The organism is Escherichia sp. MOD1-EC7003, assembly GCF_002965065.1.
In the GTDB taxonomy this organism is placed as follows: domain Bacteria; phylum Pseudomonadota; class Gammaproteobacteria; order Enterobacterales; family Enterobacteriaceae; genus Escherichia.
In genome coordinates, this window is the sequence record NZ_PTRE01000040.1 from 15,124 (window position 1) to 32,830 (window position 17,707).

Here is a 17,707-nt window from a genome sequence, read left to right on the forward strand (position 1 = left end):
CAGACTGCTCATCCAGAAAGCTTCCAGCGGATTTCCAACTTATCGGGAAAGCTGATACAGGTCAAATGGCAAGCTTATTGGTACAGAAATGTGCTTTAGCGCAAAGTTCTTTGTTAATTTATTGAAATTAAAATGGATTTGTTAATTAAGGTTAAAAGGGGAGTCGTTAGGGAAACAGCCAATTCCTGACTGTCATGAAGGCTCGTTAACCCTTATCCTGCCTTGAACTGACGAGAAAACCAGCATTTTATACTGCTTTAATTGGTAATAGCGTTTCATGCTACTGTTTTTGCCTAAAAACCATAAGGAGATAAAAAAATCTGAGACAAGATAAGCAAAAGTGATTCAGGTGACTCTGCATGAAATTTCGGTAATTTTGATTGATTATGCAGATGGTAAAAGCAGGGCGGGGCGATTGATCCAGGTCATCGCCGAATTGAACTAAAAATGGCAGGCTTTGGCCTCTTTTCAAGGCGCAGTCTATCAGATTATGCAGTTACAGAAATTAGTCAATATGTTTGGTGGGGATCTCACCCGTCGTTATGGGCAAAAGGTGCATAAGCTGACGCTGCACGGCGGTTTTAGCTGCCCTAACCGTGACGGTACCATCGGGCGCGGTGGCTGCACATTTTGTAATGTTGCCTCGTTCGCCGACGAAGCGCAGCAACACCGCTCCATTGCCGAACAACTGGCGCACCAGGCGAGTTTAGTTAACCGCGCTAAACGCTATCTGGCCTACTTTCAGGCATATACCAGCACCTTTGCGGAAGTTCAGGTGCTGCGTTCTATGTATCAGCAGGCGGTGAGCCAGGCCAATATTGTCGGTTTGTGTGTTGGAACCCGCCCGGACTGCGTGCCGGATGCGGTGCTGGATCTGCTTTGCGAATATAAGGACCAGGGCTACGAAGTGTGGCTGGAGCTGGGGCTGCAAACCGCCCACGACAAAACGCTGCATCGTATCAATCGCGGCCATGATTTTGCCTGTTATCAGCGTACAACCCAGCTGGCACGTCAGCGCGGGCTAAAGGTGTGTTCTCACTTAATTGTCGGCCTGCCAGGCGAAGGGCAGGCTGAATGTTTGCAAACGCTGGAGCGAGTGGTTGAAACCGGCGTGGACGGTATAAAGCTGCATCCGCTGCATATTGTGAAAGGCAGCATTATGGCGAAAGCCTGGGAAGCGGGGCGTTTGAACGGTATTGAACTGGAGGATTACACGCTCACTGCCGGAGAAATGATTCGCCATACGCCACCGGAAGTTATCTACCACCGCATTTCTGCCAGCGCCCGCCGCTGCTTGCTCCGCTGTGGTGTGAAAATCGCTGGACGGGAATGGTCGAGCTGGACCGTTATCTGCATGAGCATGGCGTACAGGGATCGGCGCTGGGACGTCCGTGGCTACCTCCAACGGCGTAGGCCAATGAGGGGCGTTCCGCATTTCTCACACAATTTATAACGTAACTTTCAGAATTGGGTATTATTGGGGCAGGTTGTCGTGAAGGAATTCCCTAATGAAGCAAATTCGTCTGCTGGCGCAGTATTATGTTGACCTGATGATGAAGTTAGGTCTGGTGCGCTTCTCAATGTTGCTGGCGCTGGCCCTCGTCGTTCTTGCCATTGTGGTACAAATGGCGGTAACCATGGTGCTGCATGGTCAGGTCGAAAGCATTGATGTTATTCGTTCTATCTTCTTTGGTCTGTTGATTACGCCGTGGGCAGTCTACTTTCTTTCGGTGGTCGTAGAGCAACTGGAAGAGTCACGACAACGCCTGTCACGCCTGGTGCAAAAACTGGAAGAGATGCGCGAGCGTGATTTGAGCCTCAACGTTCAGTTAAAAGACAATATTACCCAGCTTAATCAGGAAATTGCCGTTCGTGAAAAAGCAGAAGCAGAATTGCAGGAAACCTTCGGCCAACTGAAAATTGAAATTAAAGAGCGCGAAGAGACGCAAATTCAGCTCGAACAGCAATCCTCTTTCTTACGTTCTTTCCTTGATGCTTCACCCGATCTGGTTTTTTATCGAAACGAAGATAAAGAGTTTTCCGGCTGTAACCGCGCGATGGAATTGCTAACCGGGAAAAGCGAAAAACAACTGGTGCATCTGAAACCTGCTGACGTTTACTCGCCAGAAATCGCTGCGAAAGTCATTGAAACCGATGAGAAAGTGTTCCGTCATAATGTGTCACTGACCTATGAACAGTGGCTGGATTATCCCGACGGACGTAAAGCCTGTTTTGAAATCCGTAAAGTGCCGTACTACGACCGCGTAGGTAAACGCCACGGCTTGATGGGTTTTGGGCGCGACATTACCGAGCGTAAGCGTTATCAGGATGCGCTGGAACGCGCCAGCCGAGATAAAACCACGTTTATCTCCACCATCAGTCATGAGTTGCGTACGCCGCTAAACGGCATCGTCGGCTTAAGCCGTATCTTGCTGGATACTGAACTGACTGCCGAGCAGGAAAAATATCTCAAAACCATCCATGTTTCCGCCGTCACTTTGGGGAATATTTTCAATGATATTATTGACATGGATAAGATGGAACGGCGTAAAGTTCAGCTTGATAACCAGTCGGTTGATTTCACCAGCTTCCTGGCCGACCTGGAAAATCTCTCCGCACTACAGACGCAGCAAAAAGGCTTGCGTTTCGTTCTTGAGCCGACGCTGCCGTTACCGCATCAGGTTATTACCGATGGGACGCGTTTACGGCAGATCCTGTGGAACCTCATCAGTAATGCCGTCAAATTCACCCAACAAGGTCAGGTTACGGTGCGTGTGCGCTACGATGAAGGCGATATGCTGCATTTTGACGTGGAAGACTCCGGCATCGGCATTCCGCAGGATGAGCTGGATAAAATCTTCGCCATGTATTACCAGGTGAAAGACAGTCATGGCGGTAAGCCTGCCACCGGCACCGGTATTGGTCTGGCCGTTTCTCGTCGTCTGGCGAAAAATATGGGCGGCGATATTACGGTTACCAGCGAACAGGGTAAAGGTTCAACCTTTACGTTGACGATCCACGCCCCGTCGGTGGCTGAAGAGGTAGATGATGCGTTTGATGAAGACGATATGCCTTTACCGGCGCTGAATGTGCTGCTGGTGGAAGACATTGAACTGAACGTGATTGTTGCGCGTTCTGTGCTGGAAAAATTAGGTAACAGCGTTGATGTCGCCATGACCGGCAAGGCGGCGCTGGAAATGTTTAAACCGGGCGAATACGACCTGGTGTTGCTGGATATTCAGTTGCCAGATATGACCGGGCTGGATATCTCTCGTGAACTGAAGAAGCGTTATCCTCGCGAGGATTTGCCGCCACTGGTGGCCTTAACCGCGAATGTGCTGAAAGACAAACAAGAGTACCTTAATGCTGGAATGGATGATGTGCTGAGTAAGCCGCTTTCTGTTCCGGCGCTAACCGCGATGATCAAGAAATTCTGGGATACCCGGGATGATGAGGAGAGCACGGTGACAACAGAAGAGAACAGCAAATCTGAAGTATTACTCGATATTCCCATGCTGGAACAGTATCTCGAACTTGTAGGACCGAAGCTGATTACCGATGGGTTAGCGGTGTTTGAGAAGATGATGCCGGGCTATGTGAGTGTGCTGGAGTCGAATCTGACGGCGCAGGATAAAAAAGGCATTGTTGAGGAAGGACATAAAATTAAAGGCGCGGCGGGTTCCGTGGGGTTACGCCATCTGCAACAGCTGGGTCAGCAAATTCAATCTCCTGACCTCCCCGCCTGGGAAGATAACGTCGGTGAATGGATTGAAGAGATGAAAGAAGAGTGGCGTCACGACGTAGACGTGCTGAAAGCGTGGGTGGCAAAAGCCACTAAAAAATGACCCCGGATAGACCGGGGCGCGCGAATACTGCGCCAACACCAGGGTAATCTTGGCTGCGCCGTAAATTATTATGATGCGTTACAAGGGCACAGCACTGTTTTTCAGGCCGCACGCAGTTAAGATAGCAAAACTTAAATGATTTGTTTCGTGAATCAGTTAAATGTGTGATGCATAGCATTTTTATTAAAAAAATTAATGTGTTTTAGTCAATTGCGGAAGGGTAATCACAATGAAGAAAATTGGCGTAGTTCTGAGCGGATGCGGCGTCTATGACGGTTCTGAAATTCATGAAGCGGTGTTGACGTTATTAGCTATTTCACGCAGCGGTGCGCAGGCGGTCTGCTTTGCACCGGATAAGCCGCAGGTTGATGTTATCAACCATTTAACTGGCGAAGCGATGACGGAAATGCGCAATGTGCTGATTGAAGCGGCACGTATTACGCGTGGTGAGATTCGTCCTCTGGCCCAGGCCGATGCCGCTGAACTGGATGCATTAATTGTGCCGGGGGGTTTTGGCGCGGCGAAGAATTTAAGCAATTTTGCCAGTCTTGGTAGCGAATGCACCGTTGACCGTGAATTAAAGGCGCTGGCGCAAGCGATGCATCAGGCCGGAAAACCGCTTGGCTTTATGTGTATTGCCCCAGCGATGCTGCCGAAAATTTTCGATTTCCCGCTGCGTTTGACCATCGGTACTGATATCGATACCGCAGAAGTGCTGGAAGAGATGGGCGCGGAGCATGTGCCATGTCCGGTCGATGATATCGTGGTTGATGAAGACAATAAGATTGTCACCACCCCGGCATATATGCTTGCACAGAACATTGCAGAGGCGGCGAGCGGCATTGATAAGCTGGTTTCCCGTGTGCTGGTTCTGGCTGAATGAGTAAAAGCCGCTTAACGGTGTTTAGTTTCGTTCGCCGTTTTCTTCTGCGGTTAATGGTTGTCCTCGCCGTTTTCTGGGGCGGGGGCATCGTGTTGTTTAGCGTTGCGCCAGTCCCCTTCTCAGCGGTAATGGTCGAGCGGCAGGTCAGTGCCTGGCTGCATGGCAATTTTTGTTACGTGGCGCATTCTGACTGGGCCAGTATGGATCAAATCTCGCCGTGGATGGGACTGGCGGTGATTGCCGCAGAAGATCAGAAATTTCCTGAGCACTGGGGCTTTGATGTCGTTTCCATTGAGAAAGCTCTGGCGCACAACGAGCGCAATGAACATCGTATTCGCGGCGCATCAACGATTTCTCAGCAAACAGCCAAAAATCTCTTTTTATGGGATGGGCGTAGCTGGGTACGAAAAGGGCTGGAGGCCGGGTTAACGCTGGGGATAGAAACGGTCTGGAGCAAAAAGCGTATTCTGACGGTTTACCTGAATATCGCCGAATTTGGCGACGGTGTGTTTGGCGTTGACGCTGCGGCACAACGTTATTTCCATAAACCCGCGAGCAAACTGACCCGGTCGGAAGCTGCGTTACTGGCAGCGGTATTACCTAATCCACTTCGTTTCAACGTTTCCGCGCCATCAAGGTACGTGCGTAGCCGTCAGGCGTGGATTTTACGGCAGATGTATCAGTTAGGTGGTGAGTCGTTTATGCAACAGCACCAGCTGGATTAAGCTTCGCGCGAAGCGAGGGCCTGCGTTTTGCTCTCACGAGGTTGCAGATCTTTCTGCAAGGCAATAGCCAGTGCCGGTTGGGCGATAAATCGTTTCCATAACCGCTCTTGCTTACGCAGACAACACCGCTTCGACCAGGTCGCCAGGGGAATCAACGTGCTTTCACCAATGTTGTCGCAGAGGACGGGGATAATCTCTGACTCACTGATGCGGTGACAGAGGATATTCTGTGGCTTCAGCGACATCGTCACGATACAGTTATCCTGCAAATAACGCTTCAGCTGTTTCAGTAACTGGTGCAGCTGTGTAACGTCTTCTTCGTAACGGCATTTTTCAGCAAATTCGGTCAGGGTGATGGAAGGCTTGCCGTCGAAATCGGCGATCACATCGTAGACATAACCGGTTCCGTAATCTGTCTCAACAGTACCGTGATAACGCGGTATTCCACTCCAGTCTTTTAACCGGCGACTAAGATGCGCGTAGTACTTTAACTCACGGCAGAGCTCTTTATCGCCACCATCGCCACGATAGTAAACAATTTTGATACAGCGTTGGGCATCTTCCGGATGCGCATAACATTTCCGATGTCTTCCGGTGCCCAGGGGACTTTGTTCAGATAAGCGAATCATGCCATCTCCTGGAAATATTTTCTGACAGTCTCCAGTATGGTCGATTAACTTAAACGAAACCTCAACGATGCTTCTTAAGGTTTTCTTAAGGTTCTCCTGAAAGTAAAAAGCGCACGAAATGTACAATTAACGTTGATTGATAACGATTTCACTACGCGCTTATCTTATTGCCCCGCAGGGCTAAAAGGGGATTTTGAGGGCGTTTAAATGGCAGAGTGCCGAAGATTAATCTTCATCAAAACCAGAGTTAAAGAGGGCGATAACGGCGGCCAGTGCTTCCTCTTCCTGTGGACCGGTTGCTTCAACTTCAATCTGCCGTCCTTTCGCAGAATCCAGCATCAGCAGCGCAATAACGCTGTTGGCTTCAGCCTCGGTGCCTTCGTCATTACGTAACAGCACTTCAGCGTCAAAACCCTGCATTAATTCAAAGAGTTTCATAGCAGGCCGGGCATGCATGCCCAGCTTGTTAGTGATTTCAACAGTTTGCTTGACAGTCATGGTTTGCGTTTTTCCAGCGTACGATGGCGTGACTGGACGTTTTTACCGCGCGAACGGAAGTAGTCTGCCAGTTGCTCTGCAATATACACCGAACGGTGCTTCCCGCCGGTACAACCAATGGCGACCGTCAGGTAGCTACGGTTGTTGGTTTCCAGCATAGGTAACCATAGCTCAAGATAGCTTCGCGTCTGATAGATAAAATTGTGTACTTCTGTGTGGCGATCGAGAAACGCGGCGACAGGCTTGTCGAGGCCGGTCATTGGACGCAGTTTCGGGTCCCAGTGTGGGTTGGGCAGGAAACGGACGTCAAAGACATAATCTGCGTCGATTGGAATACCGTGTTTGAAGCCGAAAGATTCAAAGACCATTGTCAGTTCACGTTCACGTTTACCCAGCAGACGGGTACGCAGCATTTCAGCCAGCTCGTGAACGGACATTTCTGAGGTATCGACAATCAGGTCCGCTCGCGAACGCAGAGGCTCCAGCAGATCGCTTTCTTTATCGATAGCACTTTCCAGCGACAGGTTTTTGCTGGAAAGCGGATGCAGTCGGCGCGTGTCACTGTAACGACGAATTAAGGTATTACGATCGGCATCGAGGAACAGTAGTTGCGGTGAGAAAGCGTCAGGCAGGTTACTCATCGCCTGTTCGAATATTTCTGGTGACTCCGGCATATTACGAACATCAATGCTGACGGCGGCAGAAATCTCGCGATCGGCCAGAGTTCGAGCCAGATCGGGTAACAACACTACGGGAAGGTTATCCACGCAGTAAAAACCCATATCTTCCAGCGCACGCAGGGCGACAGATTTACCTGAACCTGAACGTCCGCTGACGATCATCAGTACCATGTACTGTTTCTCCTCACAACGTCTAAAAGAGACATTACCGAATAACTACGCTTCATCCGGAGTACCTTCGGTATCCGTAATGATTTGATACAGCTCTTCATCGCTCTGGGCTGCGCGTAAACGGCGGCAGATGGTTTTGTCTGCCAGGCGTTTCGCCACCAGCGACAGAGTATGCAAGTGCGTTTTGGTTTGATCTGCCGGCACCAGCAGAGCAAAAAGTAAGTCCACCGGTTGGTTGTCGATGGCATCGAAAGCGATAGGCGTTTCGAGTTGAACGAAAACGCCAACGGCGCGCAGAGTATCTTCTTCCACTTTGCCATGCGGAATGGCAATACCATTGCCGATACCGGTACTGCCCATTTTTTCCCGCGTCAGGATAGCCTCAAAAACCACCTGAGGCTGCAGGCTAAGTTGTTTCGCCGCCAGCTCGCTGATGATTTCCAGGGCACGTTTTTTGCTCTGACAGTGGACGCGGCTTCGCGTACATTCCCTGTTAAGAACACTGCTAAGCTGTAGAGTTGTATCATTATTTGTCATAATTTCACCTAAGAACCTGCCCACTCAAACAGGGGAACAGGCTCGGAGCATTAACCGTACAAATGGCCCGTTGTGCCGCACAACAGGCCGCCATGCACATGCTAATTGCCCGGACAATTAGTGTTGTTTCAGTTTATCTTTATGTTTGGTCAGTTGGCGTGCCAGCTTATCAATTAAGCCATCAATGGCAGCGTACATGTCCTGACCTTCCGCGCTGGCATGAATTTCACCACCGTTTACATGCAGTGTTGCATCTGAGGTGTGGGTGACTTTCTCCACTTTCAGTACAACATAGACCTGGTTAATTCGGTCAAAATATTGCTCAAGTTTGGCAAATTTGGCAGTAACAAATTCGCGCAGTGCCTCGGTGATCTCGACGTTATTTCCGGTAATGTTGAGCTGCATAGCGTCTTCCTTATCAGTTGGGTCAAACGAGCTGTTTACGCTGGTTTGACGGCGGAATGGATAAAGACTCTCGGTACTTCGCAACAGTGCGGCGTGCCACCATGATACCTTGTTCCGACAGCAAAGAGGTTAGCTTGCTGTCGCTCAACGGTTTCGCTGGGTTTTCTGCCGCGATTAATTTCTTCACCAGCGCACGAATCGCCGTGGAGGAAGCTTCGCCGCCGCCCTCGGTATTGACGTGACTGGAAAAGAAATACTTCAGTTCAAAAATGCCTCGTGGACTATGCAGGTACTTTTGCGTGGTCACGCGAGATATCGTCGATTCATGCATTTCGACAGCCTGGGCGATATCGGCCAGCACCATCGGTTTCATATATTCTTCGCCTTGCTCAAAGAAGGCTTGCTGCTGTTCAACGATACAGCGACTCACGCGCAGTAGCGTATCGTTACGGCTTTCCAGACTCTTGAGCAACCATTTGGCATCCTGCAGATTGCTGCGGATAAACTGGCTGTCACCATCGTTACGCGCGTTATTGCACATTGAGGCATAGTGCTGGTTGATTTGCAGACGTGGAATACTGTCGCTGTTGAGTTCCACCGTCCAGTGACCGTTATGTTTACGCACCAGCACATCTGGAATGACATATTCCGGCTCGCCGGTTTGAATCGACTGACCGGGGCGCGGATCGAGCGACTGGATAAGATTGACGGCTTCTTTCAGCACATCTTCTTTCAGACGCGTGACGCGCATTAAGGTGCGGAAGTCGTGATTGGCCAACAGATCGAGATGATCGGCAATGATCAGTCGGGCCTCTTCCAGCCTGGGTGTGGTTTTGTCGAATTGGGAGAGTTGGATCAGAAGGCAGTCGCGCAGATCTTTCGCTGCCACACCGACGGGATCAAAACGCTGAATGCGTTTAAGGACAGCTTCAACTTCATCGATGTCAATCTCTTCATCGCCCATGCTTTCGAGAATATCTTCCAGTGGAACGGTGAGATAACCTGTATCATCAACGGCATCGACGATAGAGGTAGCAATAGCGCGGTCGGTGTCGGAAAACGGCGTCAGTTCGACCTGCCACATCAGGTAATCCTGTAAAGTCTGCGTCGTTTCGCCCTGATAGACCGGTAGCTCGTCGTCGATGTAGTCACCGCTGGTGCCGGATGGTGTACCGGCGGTGTAGATGGTATCCCAGCTGGCATCGAGCGGTAGTTCTTCCGGCATCTCTTTTTGTTCGAGCGCGTCGGCGGTATCAAGCGTTTCACTGTCTTGCGTTTCGCGGGTGTCGATTTCTTCATGAGTGTCGATTTGCTCAAGCAGCGGATTACTCTCCAGCGCTTGCTGAAGCTCCTGCTGAAGTTCCAGCGTCGACAACTGCAACAGACGAATTGCCTGTTGGAGCTGTGGCGTCATCGCCAGTTGTTGGCTAAGCCTGAGTTGCAAACCTTGCTTCATGTTCAGAATCGTACTCTCCTGCTAAAACGTCGCAAACTTCTACCCTATCAGAGTCTGAAGTCTTCCCCAAGGTATACACGCTTAACGTGTTCGTCTTGTAAGATTTCTGTAGGCGTGCCGTGGGCGATCAAATGCCCCTGACTGACGATATAAGCGCGTTCACAAACCGCCAGTGTTTCACGCACGTTGTGGTCAGTGATCAGCACGCCCAGGCCGCTGTCGCGCAGGTGCTCAATGATGCGTTTGATATCGATAACCGAGATCGGGTCAACCCCGGCAAACGGTTCATCGAGCAGAATAAATTTCGGATTCGCAGCCAGTGCGCGGGCAATTTCTACACGGCGACGTTCCCCCCCGGAGAGTGACTGGCCCATGCTGTCACGCAGGTGCTCAATGTGAAACTCTTCCATCAGCTCGTTCGCGCGGTCTTCACGTTGTTCTGCCGTCAAGTCATCGCGAATTTGCAGTACCGCCATCAGGTTATCGTAAACGCTGAGGCGACGGAAAATGGAGGCTTCCTGCGGCAGATAGCCGATACCGCGGCGCGCGCGCGCATGCAGAGGCAGCAGACTGATATCGTCATCATCAATAATGATGTTGCCTGCATCGCGAGGCACAATGCCTACAACCATGTAGAAAGTGGTGGTTTTACCGGCACCGTTTGGCCCCAGCAGACCGACAATTTCCCCGGAGTTGACGGTCAGGCTGACGTCTTCTACCACGCGGCGGCCTTTATAGGCTTTTGCAAGGTTTTTTGCAGTTAATGTTGCCATAACGAATTAATTACCCTTCTTCTGTGCCGGGGTCTGGCCTTTGTTGTTTTTGTCCTGCAACTGCGATGGCACCAGAACGGTCGTTACACGCTTACCTTTATCGCTAAAAGCCTGCATTTTCTGCTCTTTCACCAGGTAAGTGATCTTATCGCCCTTAATGTTGCTATCGACCTGCTGCAGATAAGCATTACCCGTCAGAACGACAAAATCTTTTGCCAGTTCGTAGTGCATCTGGGAAGCGTGACCTTCAACGGGTTTACCGTTGTCCTGCATCTGGTAGAACGTTGCCGGTTTACCGTAGCCGTCAATTACTTCTTTACCTTGTTCGCCGCCCGGACGGGTAACGACCACTTTGTCGGCATTAATTTTGATGGTGCCCTGAGTGACGATGACATTACCGGTAAAGGTAACCACGTTGCCTTGCATATCAAGAGATTGCTGGTCCGATTCAATGTGGATCGGCTGATCAGTGTCTCCGGTTACGGCAAATGCCGGAATGCTGGCGGCCAGAAGTGAGCTGGCAAGCACAAGATTAAGGCTGAGTTTGTTTGTTTTGAATTTCATAGGATGTTCTAACCTTTTCAATCAGCTCGGCGTTCTTGCTGCGTAAGTTGCCGCGCATTTTCAGACCGCTGGAGTTAAATGTTGTTCCGTATAACGTGACGAGGTCTTCAGAGGTAACATCCTGCGTCACCAGATTGATCTGCGCGTTATCCGTCGTGATTCTGCGAAGTTGAGAGTCCGGCACGAGGGCGTTGACTTCAACGTGTCCATATAAATAGAGCATCCGGTCATTGGTCAGTTTGGCTTTATCTGCTTTTACGGACCATGTCGGGATTTTATCCTTATCAAACGTGGTAAGTACCGGCTGCGTAAACCACGAAACGGCCTGATCGGAATAATATTCAACGTGTTGAGCAATCAATCGATAACTTAGTGCCCCTTCTGGGTTATAGACGAGCGTGTCCGTATGCTCGCTTTTATAGGTGGGATCATTGTTGTCGACGACCGCCTGGGTGGTGTCGTCTTTTTCGGCCATATTAATGCCGATCATCACCAGAACCGCCAGTGATAGCACAATGATAACCCAACGTCTGGCTTTACTCATATCGATTGCCCTTTGGCTTCATCCAGTTTGCCCTGCGCCAGGAGTAATAAGTCGCAAACTTCTCGCACTGCACCACGCCCGCCAGCAATGCGCGTCACGTAATCGGCGCGCGGGATCAACAGTGGGTGTGCATCGGCCACGGCGACGCTTAAGCCCACTTTTTCCATTACCGGCCAGTCGATGAGATCATCGCCGACATAAGCCACATTTTCTGGGGCGATCGCCAGTTTTTCCAGCAGATCGCTAAAGGCGATAAGTTTATTCGACTGCCCCTGATACAAATGAGTGATCCCCAATGTGGCACAGCGATCTTCTACCAGTTTAGCCTTTCGCCCGGTAATGATAGCGACTTCAATATCAGAGGTGAGCGCACAACGAATGCCATAACCGTCACGAACATTGAACGCTTTCAGCTCTTCGCCGTTATTGCCCATATAAATCAGGCCATCTGACAGAACGCCATCGACGTCGAGGATCAGCAGACGAATGTTTTCTGCTTTTGCCATAATGTCGGCGCTGACAGGGCCGTAACAGGTCGCAAGCGACGCACCTGCTTTGCTCATTGTTGTTTATCCTTGAATCTTTACACTACGCCTGCACGCAGTAAATCATGCATATGTAACACACCGAGTAAATGGTCGCCATCGGCAACCATCACGGAGGTGATATGGCGGGACTGCATTAAGTTCAGTGCCTCAACGGCCAGAATGCCAGGGCGCACACGTATTCCCCCCGGCGTCATCACATCGGCAATACTTAACTGACGAACATCCACGCCCATATCGAAGACACGGCGTAAATCACCGTCGGTAAAGATGCCTTCAATCACCATATTGTCATCGCAAATGACAGTCATACCAAGATTTTTGCGGGTAACTTCCAGCAACGCGTCACGCAGGCTGGCCGTTTTCTTAACATGCGGGATCTCATCGCCCGTATGCATAATATCGTTTACGCGCAGCAGAAGTTTACGACCCAGTGCGCCGCCGGGGTGTGAGAGCGCAAAATCTTCAGCAGTAAAGCCGCGTGCTTTTAACAGCGCAACGGCGAGGGCATCGCCCATGACCAGCGTGGCGGTGGTGCTGCTGGTCGGCGCCAGCCCTAACGGACAGGCTTCTTTCGCTACTTTAACACACAGATGCACATCTGCGGCGCGCGCCATGCTGCTCTCCGGGCGACCGGTGATGCAGATTAACGGCACGTGAAGACGCTTAAGCACTGGAATTAAGGCCGTGATTTCACTGGATTCACCAGAGTTAGAGATAGCAATCACCACGTCCTGCGGGGTAACCATACCTAAATCGCCATGCGCGGCTTCACCAGGATGGACGAAAAATGCAGGTGTACCGGTGCTGGCAAACGTTGCCGCCATTTTGCGTCCAATATGCCCCGATTTCCCCATCCCCATGACCACAACTTTCCCTTTACACCAGAACATCTTTTCACAGGCAAGCGTGAAATTCTGATTGATGTATTGATCAAGCTCCGTCAGGCATTCACGTTCAATCGCCAGGACTTCTTTACCTGCTTGCTGAAAGTCAAAACCCGGTTGTAACTCTACGTGCGACATAATGCGTTTCCAGTTATTCAACGAGTATTGGCGATAACCAGTACAACATCGCCAGCCATACGATAAATCCGCCAGTTAATAATACCCCTACACCACGGCCCGGTTGCGGGGAGCGCCGCCAGCACAGCAACGCAAAAATAATGCTCACCAGCAACATCACGCTGTAGTCACGACTGTACGCCAGTGGATCAATCTCTCCAGGCGTTATCAGCGCGGGTAAACCCAGCACGATGACAATATTAAAAATATTTGCGCCAATGATATTCCCGACAGCAATGTCGTTTTCACCTTTGCGAACTCCCGCTATTGTGGTTGCCAGTTCCGGCAGGCTGGTTCCGATAGCAATAGCCGTCAGACCCATCGTCAACTCGCTGATGGCACAGTAATTCGCCAGCACCGTGGCGTTATCAACCACCATCCGCGTGGCCACTGGCATGATGATCAGCGCAATGCCGAGCCATAAAAACGCGACGGACAATCCACCTTCACGCGGCAGCTCTGCAAGCTGCTCTCTGGCCAGGCTGTCACTCCCCTGACGTTCAGCCTGACGTGCAAGTTTAACAATGAACAGCAGCCATAGCACAGCCAGAAAGAGGAGAAAGATACCATCGCTGCGACTGAGTTGTCCGTCATAGAGTACGGAACCGGCCACCACGCTGACCAACAACATTAAGGGCAATTCACGGCGCAGAACATCGGAATGGACGGTAAAAGGACGAAACAGCGCAGCCAGGCCGAGGATCAGCAATATATTGATAATGTTTGAGCCGAGGGCTGTACCAACGGCTAAATCGCGTTGTTCGTGCAGTGACGCGGCAAGCGAGACGATGATTTCTGGTAACGATGTACCAATACTGACCACCGTCATGCCGATGATCAGCGGCGGGATGCCAAAGGTTCGGCAAAGAATGGACGCGGCAAAAACCAGGCGGTCGGCACTGTAAACGACCAAAAGTAAACCAACAATTAACAGTGCCGTAGCTAAAAGCATCTAACGTCCTTTCTTCAGGTATACTCGCCGGTCCGCTGAAGATTTTCAGAAAGCCGTAACAGATTCTTAATTTTGACTTTATGCGGCTAAAAAGTAAAACAAATGCCAGCTTTCGCTAACCACGGTGGGTAATATTCTGTAAATATGTTGGGTTCAAGGTTAAATTGAGCGCCATGCTTATAAAATCAACGCAAGACGAAGGGTGAATTATGGAGCAGTCTGTGGCGAATTTAGTCGATATGCGCGATGTCAGTTTTACGCGTGGCAATCGCTGCATCTTCGAGAATATTTCCCTGACCGTGCCGCGAGGGAAGATCACGGCGATCATGGGGCCATCGGGCATCGGTAAAACGACGCTACTCCGTCTGATTGGCGGGCAAATCGCACCAGATCATGGTGAGATCCTTTTCGATGGTGAGAATATTCCGGCGATGTCTCGTTCGCGCCTGTATACCGTGCGCAAACGGATGAGCATGTTATTTCAGTCCGGGGCGTTGTTCACTGATATGAACGTATTTGACAACGTCGCCTATCCACTGCGCGAACATACCCAACTTCCCGCGCCATTGTTGCATAGTACGGTGATGATGAAGCTGGAGGCCGTTGGGCTGCGTGGCGCGGCTAAACTTATGCCTTCAGAACTTTCCGGTGGGATGGCGCGGCGTGCAGCGCTGGCGCGTGCGATTGCCCTGGAGCCGGATCTCATCATGTTTGATGAACCCTTTGTTGGGCAAGATCCGATCACGATGGGCGTGCTGGTGAAGCTGATTTCTGAGTTGAACAGCGCGTTGGGCGTGACTTGTGTGGTGGTTTCTCACGATGTGCCGGAAGTATTAAGTATTGCGGATCACGCCTGGATCCTGGCAGACAAAAAAATTGTCGCGCATGGCAGTGCCCAGGCGTTGCAGGCGAATCCTGATCCGCGCGTACGTCAATTTCTGGACGGGATAGCTGACGGGCCTGTTCCATTCCGTTATCCTGCCGGCGATTATCACGCTGATCTTTTACCAGGGAGTTAAGCCACTCATGCTGTTAAATGCGCTGGCGTCGCTCGGACATAAAGGGATTAAAACCCTGAGAACGTTCGGGCGGGCCGGGTTAATGTTATTCAATGCGCTGGTCGGCAAACCGGAATTTCGCAAACATGCGCCACTGTTGGTGCGTCAGCTCTATAATGTTGGCGTCCTGTCGATGCTGATTATTGTGGTTTCTGGCGTGTTCATCGGAATGGTGCTGGGTCTGCAAGGTTATCTGGTTCTGACCACTTATAGTGCGGAAACCAGCCTGGGTATGCTGGTGGCGTTATCGCTACTGCGTGAACTGGGGCCGGTGGTTGCCGCGTTGTTGTTTGCCGGGCGTGCTGGTTCGGCGCTAACCGCAGAAATCGGCCTGATGCGCGCTACGGAGCAACTCTCCAGTATGGAGATGATGGCAGTAGACCCGTTGCGTCGGGTTATTTCTCCCCGTTTCTGGGCTGGGGTTATTTCATTACCACTGCTGACGGTCATCTTCGTCGCCGTGGGGATCTGGGGCGGCTCGCTGGTCGGCGTCAGTTGGAAAGGCATTGATAGCGGATTCTTCTGGTCGGCAATGCAAAATGCCGTCGACTGGCGTATGGATCTGGTCAACTGTCTGATCAAGAGCGTGGTGTTCGCCATTACGGTGACGTGGATTTCGTTGTTTAACGGCTACGACGCAATCCCGACGTCTGCCGGGATTAGCCGGGCAACCACTCGCACCGTTGTCCACTCGTCTCTGGCTGTTCTGGGGCTGGATTTTGTGCTGACCGCATTGATGTTTGGGAATTGAGTTCATGCAAACGAAAAAAAATGAAATTTGGGTGGGTATCTTTTTATTAGCAGCACTGCTGGCGGCGCTGTTTGTTTGCCTGAAGGTGGCAAACGTGACGTCCATGCGAACTGAACCAACCTACACGCTTTATGCGACGTTCGATAACATTGGCGGCCTGAAAGCACGCTCTCCGGTTAGCATTGGTGGCGTTGTAGTGGGCCGGGTGGCAGATATTACGCTGGACCCGAAAACCTATCTGCCGCGCGTGACGCTGGAAATTGAGCAACGTTATAACCATATTCCTGATACCAGTTCGCTAAGCATTCGTACTTCTGGTCTGCTGGGGGAACAATATCTGGCATTAAACGTCGGTTTTGAAGATCCGGAACTGGGGACTGCTATCCTGAAGGATGGCGATACCATTCAGGACACCAAGTCTGCGATGGTGCTGGAAGATCTCATTGGTCAGTTCCTTTACGGCAGTAAAGGCGATGACAATAAGAATAGTGGAGATGCGCCAGCTTCTGTGCCAGGTAATAATGAAACCACTGAACCTGTGAGTACAACGAAATAATTTCAGGAGAACCGACGCATGTTTAAACGTTTAATGATGGTCGCGTTGCTGGTGATTGCACCGCTGAGTGCGGCAACCGCGGCAGACCAGACCAATCCGTATAAGCTGATGGACGAGGCGGCGCAGAAAACGTTCGATCGCCTGAAGAATGAGCAACCGCAAATTCGGGCCAACCCGGACTACCTACGCACCATTGTTGATCAGGAACTGCTGCCATACGTACAGGTGAAATACGCCGGTGCGCTGGTGCTGGGCCAGTATTACAAGAGTGCAACTCCAGCTCAACGTGATGCTTACTTTGCTGCTTTCCGTGAGTACCTGAAGCAGGCTTACGGTCAGGCGTTGGCGATGTATCACGGTCAAACCTATCAGATAGCGCCAGAACAGCCGCTGGGTGATAAAACCATTGTGCCTATTCGCGTTACCATTATTGACCCGAATGGCCGCCCGCCGGTGCGTCTGGACTTCCAGTGGCGTAAAAACTCCCAGACGGGCAACTGGCAGGCTTACGACATGATTGCCGAAGGCGTCAGCATGATCACCACCAAACAAAACGAGTGGGGAACGCTGCTGCGTACCAAAGGTATTGACGGTTTGACTGCGCAACTGAAATCGATTGCTCAACAGAAAATTACTCTGGAAGAGAAAAAATAATGAGCGAGTCACTGAGCTGGATGCAGACGGGTGACACACTGGCGTTATCCGGAGAGCTGGATCAGGACGTTCTGTTACCGCTTTGGGAAATGCGTGAGGAGGCGGTGAAGGGGATGACCTCCATCGATCTTAGCCGTGTATCCCGCGTTGATACGGGTGGACTGGCGCTACTGCTCCATCTTATTGATCTGGCGAAAAAGCAGGGCACTAACGTGACGCTTCAGGGGGTAAACGACAAAGTGTATACCCTGGCAAAATTGTATAATTTGCCTGCTGATGTTCTGCCTCGTTAAATTTTTTCAGGCCGGATATGGCGTTAACCGCCTGTCCGGCAAACCAGCCTGCAAGTTGAGCCTTGTCTGATTTATCAGCGAGGCTTTTTGCTTATTTATGCCAGCGTAACTTTGCTCTAAGATG

Annotated in this window: 20 protein-coding genes and 1 pseudogene; 9 read left to right on the forward strand and 12 right to left on the reverse strand. The window is 50.9% G+C overall.

All coding sequences use genetic code 11. The features are described 5' to 3' along the window. The first annotated feature begins 490 nt into the window (after positions 1 to 490). The 4 genes and pseudogenes from A7090_RS07720 (at position 491) to mtgA (ending at position 5,453) form a co-directional block, all read left to right on the forward strand. Positions 491 to 1,413: pseudogene (locus A7090_RS07720) on the forward strand (TIGR01212 family radical SAM protein). Positions 1,414 to 1,508: 95 nt separating this feature from the next. After that, entirely contained in the window at positions 1,509 to 3,845 is a 2,337-nt protein-coding gene (gene arcB / locus A7090_RS07725) for an aerobic respiration two-component sensor histidine kinase ArcB (RefSeq protein WP_105273578.1), read from the forward strand. Positions 3,846 to 4,074: 229 nt separating this feature from the next. Further along, the gene (gene elbB, locus A7090_RS07730) at positions 4,075 to 4,728 is read left to right on the forward strand and encodes an isoprenoid biosynthesis glyoxalase ElbB (protein WP_105273579.1); all 654 of its coding nucleotides are present in this window, start codon (positions 4,075 to 4,077) and stop codon (positions 4,726 to 4,728) included. Next, positions 4,725 to 5,453, forward strand: a complete 729-nt coding sequence (gene mtgA, locus A7090_RS07735; RefSeq protein ID WP_105273580.1) for a monofunctional biosynthetic peptidoglycan transglycosylase — start codon at positions 4,725 to 4,727, stop codon at positions 5,451 to 5,453. The genes elbB and mtgA overlap by 4 nt, the downstream gene beginning before the upstream one ends. On the opposite strand, the gene yrbL is transcribed toward mtgA, so the two are convergent. The 12 genes from yrbL to A7090_RS07795 form a co-directional block, all read right to left on the reverse strand. Beyond that, on the reverse strand, positions 5,450 to 6,082 hold the full coding sequence (gene yrbL, locus A7090_RS07740) for a PhoP regulatory network protein YrbL (RefSeq protein ID WP_105273581.1): 633 nt from the start codon (positions 6,080 to 6,082) through the stop codon (positions 5,450 to 5,452). The genes mtgA and yrbL overlap by 4 nt on opposite strands. Before the next feature lie 225 nt (positions 6,083 to 6,307). Continuing rightward, a complete protein-coding gene (npr, locus tag A7090_RS07745; RefSeq protein ID WP_000216791.1) occupies positions 6,308 to 6,580 on the reverse strand; it encodes a PTS phosphocarrier protein NPr in 273 nt (90 codons plus the stop codon). After that, complete coding sequence (gene rapZ / locus A7090_RS07750) at positions 6,577 to 7,431, reverse strand: RNase adapter RapZ (protein WP_000243741.1); 855 nt, start codon at positions 7,429 to 7,431, stop codon at positions 6,577 to 6,579. Before rapZ ends, npr begins: the two co-directional genes overlap by 4 nt. A 45-nt stretch (positions 7,432 to 7,476) precedes the next feature. Next, complete coding sequence (gene ptsN / locus A7090_RS07755) at positions 7,477 to 7,968, reverse strand: PTS IIA-like nitrogen regulatory protein PtsN (protein WP_105273582.1); 492 nt, start codon at positions 7,966 to 7,968, stop codon at positions 7,477 to 7,479. Between the two features lie 117 nt (positions 7,969 to 8,085). Beyond that, positions 8,086 to 8,373 (reverse strand): ribosome hibernation promoting factor, encoded by a 288-nt coding sequence (gene hpf, locus A7090_RS07760; RefSeq protein ID WP_001176599.1) that lies wholly within the window; start codon positions 8,371 to 8,373, stop codon positions 8,086 to 8,088. A 22-nt stretch (positions 8,374 to 8,395) separates the two neighbouring features. After that, positions 8,396 to 9,829 carry an RNA polymerase factor sigma-54 gene (gene rpoN / locus A7090_RS07765; protein WP_105273583.1) on the reverse strand — a complete coding sequence of 478 codons (1,434 nt, stop codon included), beginning with the start codon at positions 9,827 to 9,829 and terminating at the stop codon, positions 8,396 to 8,398. Between the two features lie 47 nt (positions 9,830 to 9,876). After that, positions 9,877 to 10,602, reverse strand: a complete 726-nt coding sequence (gene lptB, locus A7090_RS07770; RefSeq protein WP_105273584.1) for an LPS export ABC transporter ATP-binding protein — start codon at positions 10,600 to 10,602, stop codon at positions 9,877 to 9,879. Positions 10,603 to 10,608: 6 nt separating this feature from the next. Further along, positions 10,609 to 11,166, reverse strand: a complete 558-nt coding sequence (gene lptA / locus A7090_RS07775) for a lipopolysaccharide ABC transporter substrate-binding protein LptA (RefSeq protein ID WP_000669785.1) — start codon at positions 11,164 to 11,166, stop codon at positions 10,609 to 10,611. Continuing rightward, positions 11,135 to 11,710, reverse strand: coding sequence for an LPS export ABC transporter periplasmic protein LptC (lptC, locus tag A7090_RS07780; RefSeq protein WP_105273585.1), 576 nt, complete (start codon positions 11,708 to 11,710; stop codon positions 11,135 to 11,137). Before lptC ends, lptA begins: the two co-directional genes overlap by 32 nt. Next, positions 11,707 to 12,273 carry a 3-deoxy-manno-octulosonate-8-phosphatase KdsC gene (kdsC, locus tag A7090_RS07785; RefSeq protein ID WP_024216026.1) on the reverse strand — a complete coding sequence of 189 codons (567 nt, stop codon included), beginning with the start codon at positions 12,271 to 12,273 and terminating at the stop codon, positions 11,707 to 11,709. The genes lptC and kdsC overlap by 4 nt, the downstream gene beginning before the upstream one ends. 20 nt (positions 12,274 to 12,293) lie before the next feature. Beyond that, positions 12,294 to 13,280: an arabinose-5-phosphate isomerase KdsD gene (gene kdsD, locus A7090_RS07790; protein ID WP_105273586.1), complete on the reverse strand. Its 987-nt coding sequence runs from the start codon at positions 13,278 to 13,280 to the stop codon at positions 12,294 to 12,296. 13 nt (positions 13,281 to 13,293) lie between these two features. After that, positions 13,294 to 14,271, reverse strand: coding sequence for a calcium/sodium antiporter (locus A7090_RS07795; protein ID WP_105273587.1), 978 nt, complete (start codon positions 14,269 to 14,271; stop codon positions 13,294 to 13,296). Between the two features lie 209 nt (positions 14,272 to 14,480). Between A7090_RS07795 and mlaF the strand changes: the two genes are divergently transcribed. Genes mlaF through mlaB form a run of 5 tightly spaced genes read left to right on the forward strand, consistent with a single transcriptional unit; the run spans position 14,481 to position 17,583 of the window. Then, positions 14,481 to 15,290: a phospholipid ABC transporter ATP-binding protein MlaF gene (gene mlaF / locus A7090_RS07800; protein ID WP_105273588.1), complete on the forward strand. Its 810-nt coding sequence runs from the start codon at positions 14,481 to 14,483 to the stop codon at positions 15,288 to 15,290. A 7-nt stretch (positions 15,291 to 15,297) separates the two neighbouring features. Further along, on the forward strand, positions 15,298 to 16,080 hold the full coding sequence (mlaE, locus tag A7090_RS07805; protein ID WP_000925795.1) for a lipid asymmetry maintenance ABC transporter permease subunit MlaE: 783 nt from the start codon (positions 15,298 to 15,300) through the stop codon (positions 16,078 to 16,080). A 4-nt stretch (positions 16,081 to 16,084) separates the two neighbouring features. Next, positions 16,085 to 16,636 carry an outer membrane lipid asymmetry maintenance protein MlaD gene (mlaD, locus tag A7090_RS07810; RefSeq protein WP_105273632.1) on the forward strand — a complete coding sequence of 184 codons (552 nt, stop codon included), beginning with the start codon at positions 16,085 to 16,087 and terminating at the stop codon, positions 16,634 to 16,636. Positions 16,637 to 16,654: 18 nt separating this feature from the next. Beyond that, on the forward strand, positions 16,655 to 17,290 hold the full coding sequence (gene mlaC / locus A7090_RS07815) for a phospholipid-binding protein MlaC (protein ID WP_105273589.1): 636 nt from the start codon (positions 16,655 to 16,657) through the stop codon (positions 17,288 to 17,290). Then, the gene (gene mlaB / locus A7090_RS07820; RefSeq protein ID WP_105273590.1) at positions 17,290 to 17,583 is read left to right on the forward strand and encodes a lipid asymmetry maintenance protein MlaB; all 294 of its coding nucleotides are present in this window, start codon (positions 17,290 to 17,292) and stop codon (positions 17,581 to 17,583) included. The genes mlaC and mlaB overlap by 1 nt, the downstream gene beginning before the upstream one ends. The last annotated feature ends 124 nt before the right edge of the window (positions 17,584 to 17,707 follow it).

What these genes read in the sequence shown, in the direction of transcription:
- arcB (WP_105273578.1), top strand. Translation starts at nt 1,509, where the DNA reads ATGAAGCAAATTCGTCTGCTGGCGCAGTATTATGTTGACCTGATGATG.
- elbB (WP_105273579.1), top strand. Translation starts at nt 4,075, where the DNA reads ATGAAGAAAATTGGCGTAGTTCTGAGCGGATGCGGCGTCTATGACGGT.
- mtgA (WP_105273580.1), top strand. Translation starts at nt 4,725, where the DNA reads ATGAGTAAAAGCCGCTTAACGGTGTTTAGTTTCGTTCGCCGTTTTCTT.
- yrbL (WP_105273581.1), bottom strand. Translation starts at nt 6,082, where the DNA reads ATGATTCGCTTATCTGAACAAAGTCCCCTGGGCACCGGAAGACATCGG.
- npr (WP_000216791.1), bottom strand. Translation starts at nt 6,580, where the DNA reads ATGACTGTCAAGCAAACTGTTGAAATCACTAACAAGCTGGGCATGCAT.
- rapZ (WP_000243741.1), bottom strand. Translation starts at nt 7,431, where the DNA reads ATGGTACTGATGATCGTCAGCGGACGTTCAGGTTCAGGTAAATCTGTC.
- ptsN (WP_105273582.1), bottom strand. Translation starts at nt 7,968, where the DNA reads ATGACAAATAATGATACAACTCTACAGCTTAGCAGTGTTCTTAACAGG.
- hpf (WP_001176599.1), bottom strand. Translation starts at nt 8,373, where the DNA reads ATGCAGCTCAACATTACCGGAAATAACGTCGAGATCACCGAGGCACTG.
- rpoN (WP_105273583.1), bottom strand. Translation starts at nt 9,829, where the DNA reads ATGAAGCAAGGTTTGCAACTCAGGCTTAGCCAACAACTGGCGATGACG.
- lptB (WP_105273584.1), bottom strand. Translation starts at nt 10,602, where the DNA reads ATGGCAACATTAACTGCAAAAAACCTTGCAAAAGCCTATAAAGGCCGC.
- lptA (WP_000669785.1), bottom strand. Translation starts at nt 11,166, where the DNA reads ATGAAATTCAAAACAAACAAACTCAGCCTTAATCTTGTGCTTGCCAGC.
- lptC (WP_105273585.1), bottom strand. Translation starts at nt 11,710, where the DNA reads ATGAGTAAAGCCAGACGTTGGGTTATCATTGTGCTATCACTGGCGGTT.
- kdsC (WP_024216026.1), bottom strand. Translation starts at nt 12,273, where the DNA reads ATGAGCAAAGCAGGTGCGTCGCTTGCGACCTGTTACGGCCCTGTCAGC.
- kdsD (WP_105273586.1), bottom strand. Translation starts at nt 13,280, where the DNA reads ATGTCGCACGTAGAGTTACAACCGGGTTTTGACTTTCAGCAAGCAGGT.
- A7090_RS07795 (WP_105273587.1), bottom strand. Translation starts at nt 14,271, where the DNA reads ATGCTTTTAGCTACGGCACTGTTAATTGTTGGTTTACTTTTGGTCGTT.
- mlaF (WP_105273588.1), top strand. Translation starts at nt 14,481, where the DNA reads ATGGAGCAGTCTGTGGCGAATTTAGTCGATATGCGCGATGTCAGTTTT.
- mlaE (WP_000925795.1), top strand. Translation starts at nt 15,298, where the DNA reads ATGCTGTTAAATGCGCTGGCGTCGCTCGGACATAAAGGGATTAAAACC.
- mlaD (WP_105273632.1), top strand. Translation starts at nt 16,085, where the DNA reads ATGCAAACGAAAAAAAATGAAATTTGGGTGGGTATCTTTTTATTAGCA.
- mlaC (WP_105273589.1), top strand. Translation starts at nt 16,655, where the DNA reads ATGTTTAAACGTTTAATGATGGTCGCGTTGCTGGTGATTGCACCGCTG.
- mlaB (WP_105273590.1), top strand. Translation starts at nt 17,290, where the DNA reads ATGAGCGAGTCACTGAGCTGGATGCAGACGGGTGACACACTGGCGTTA.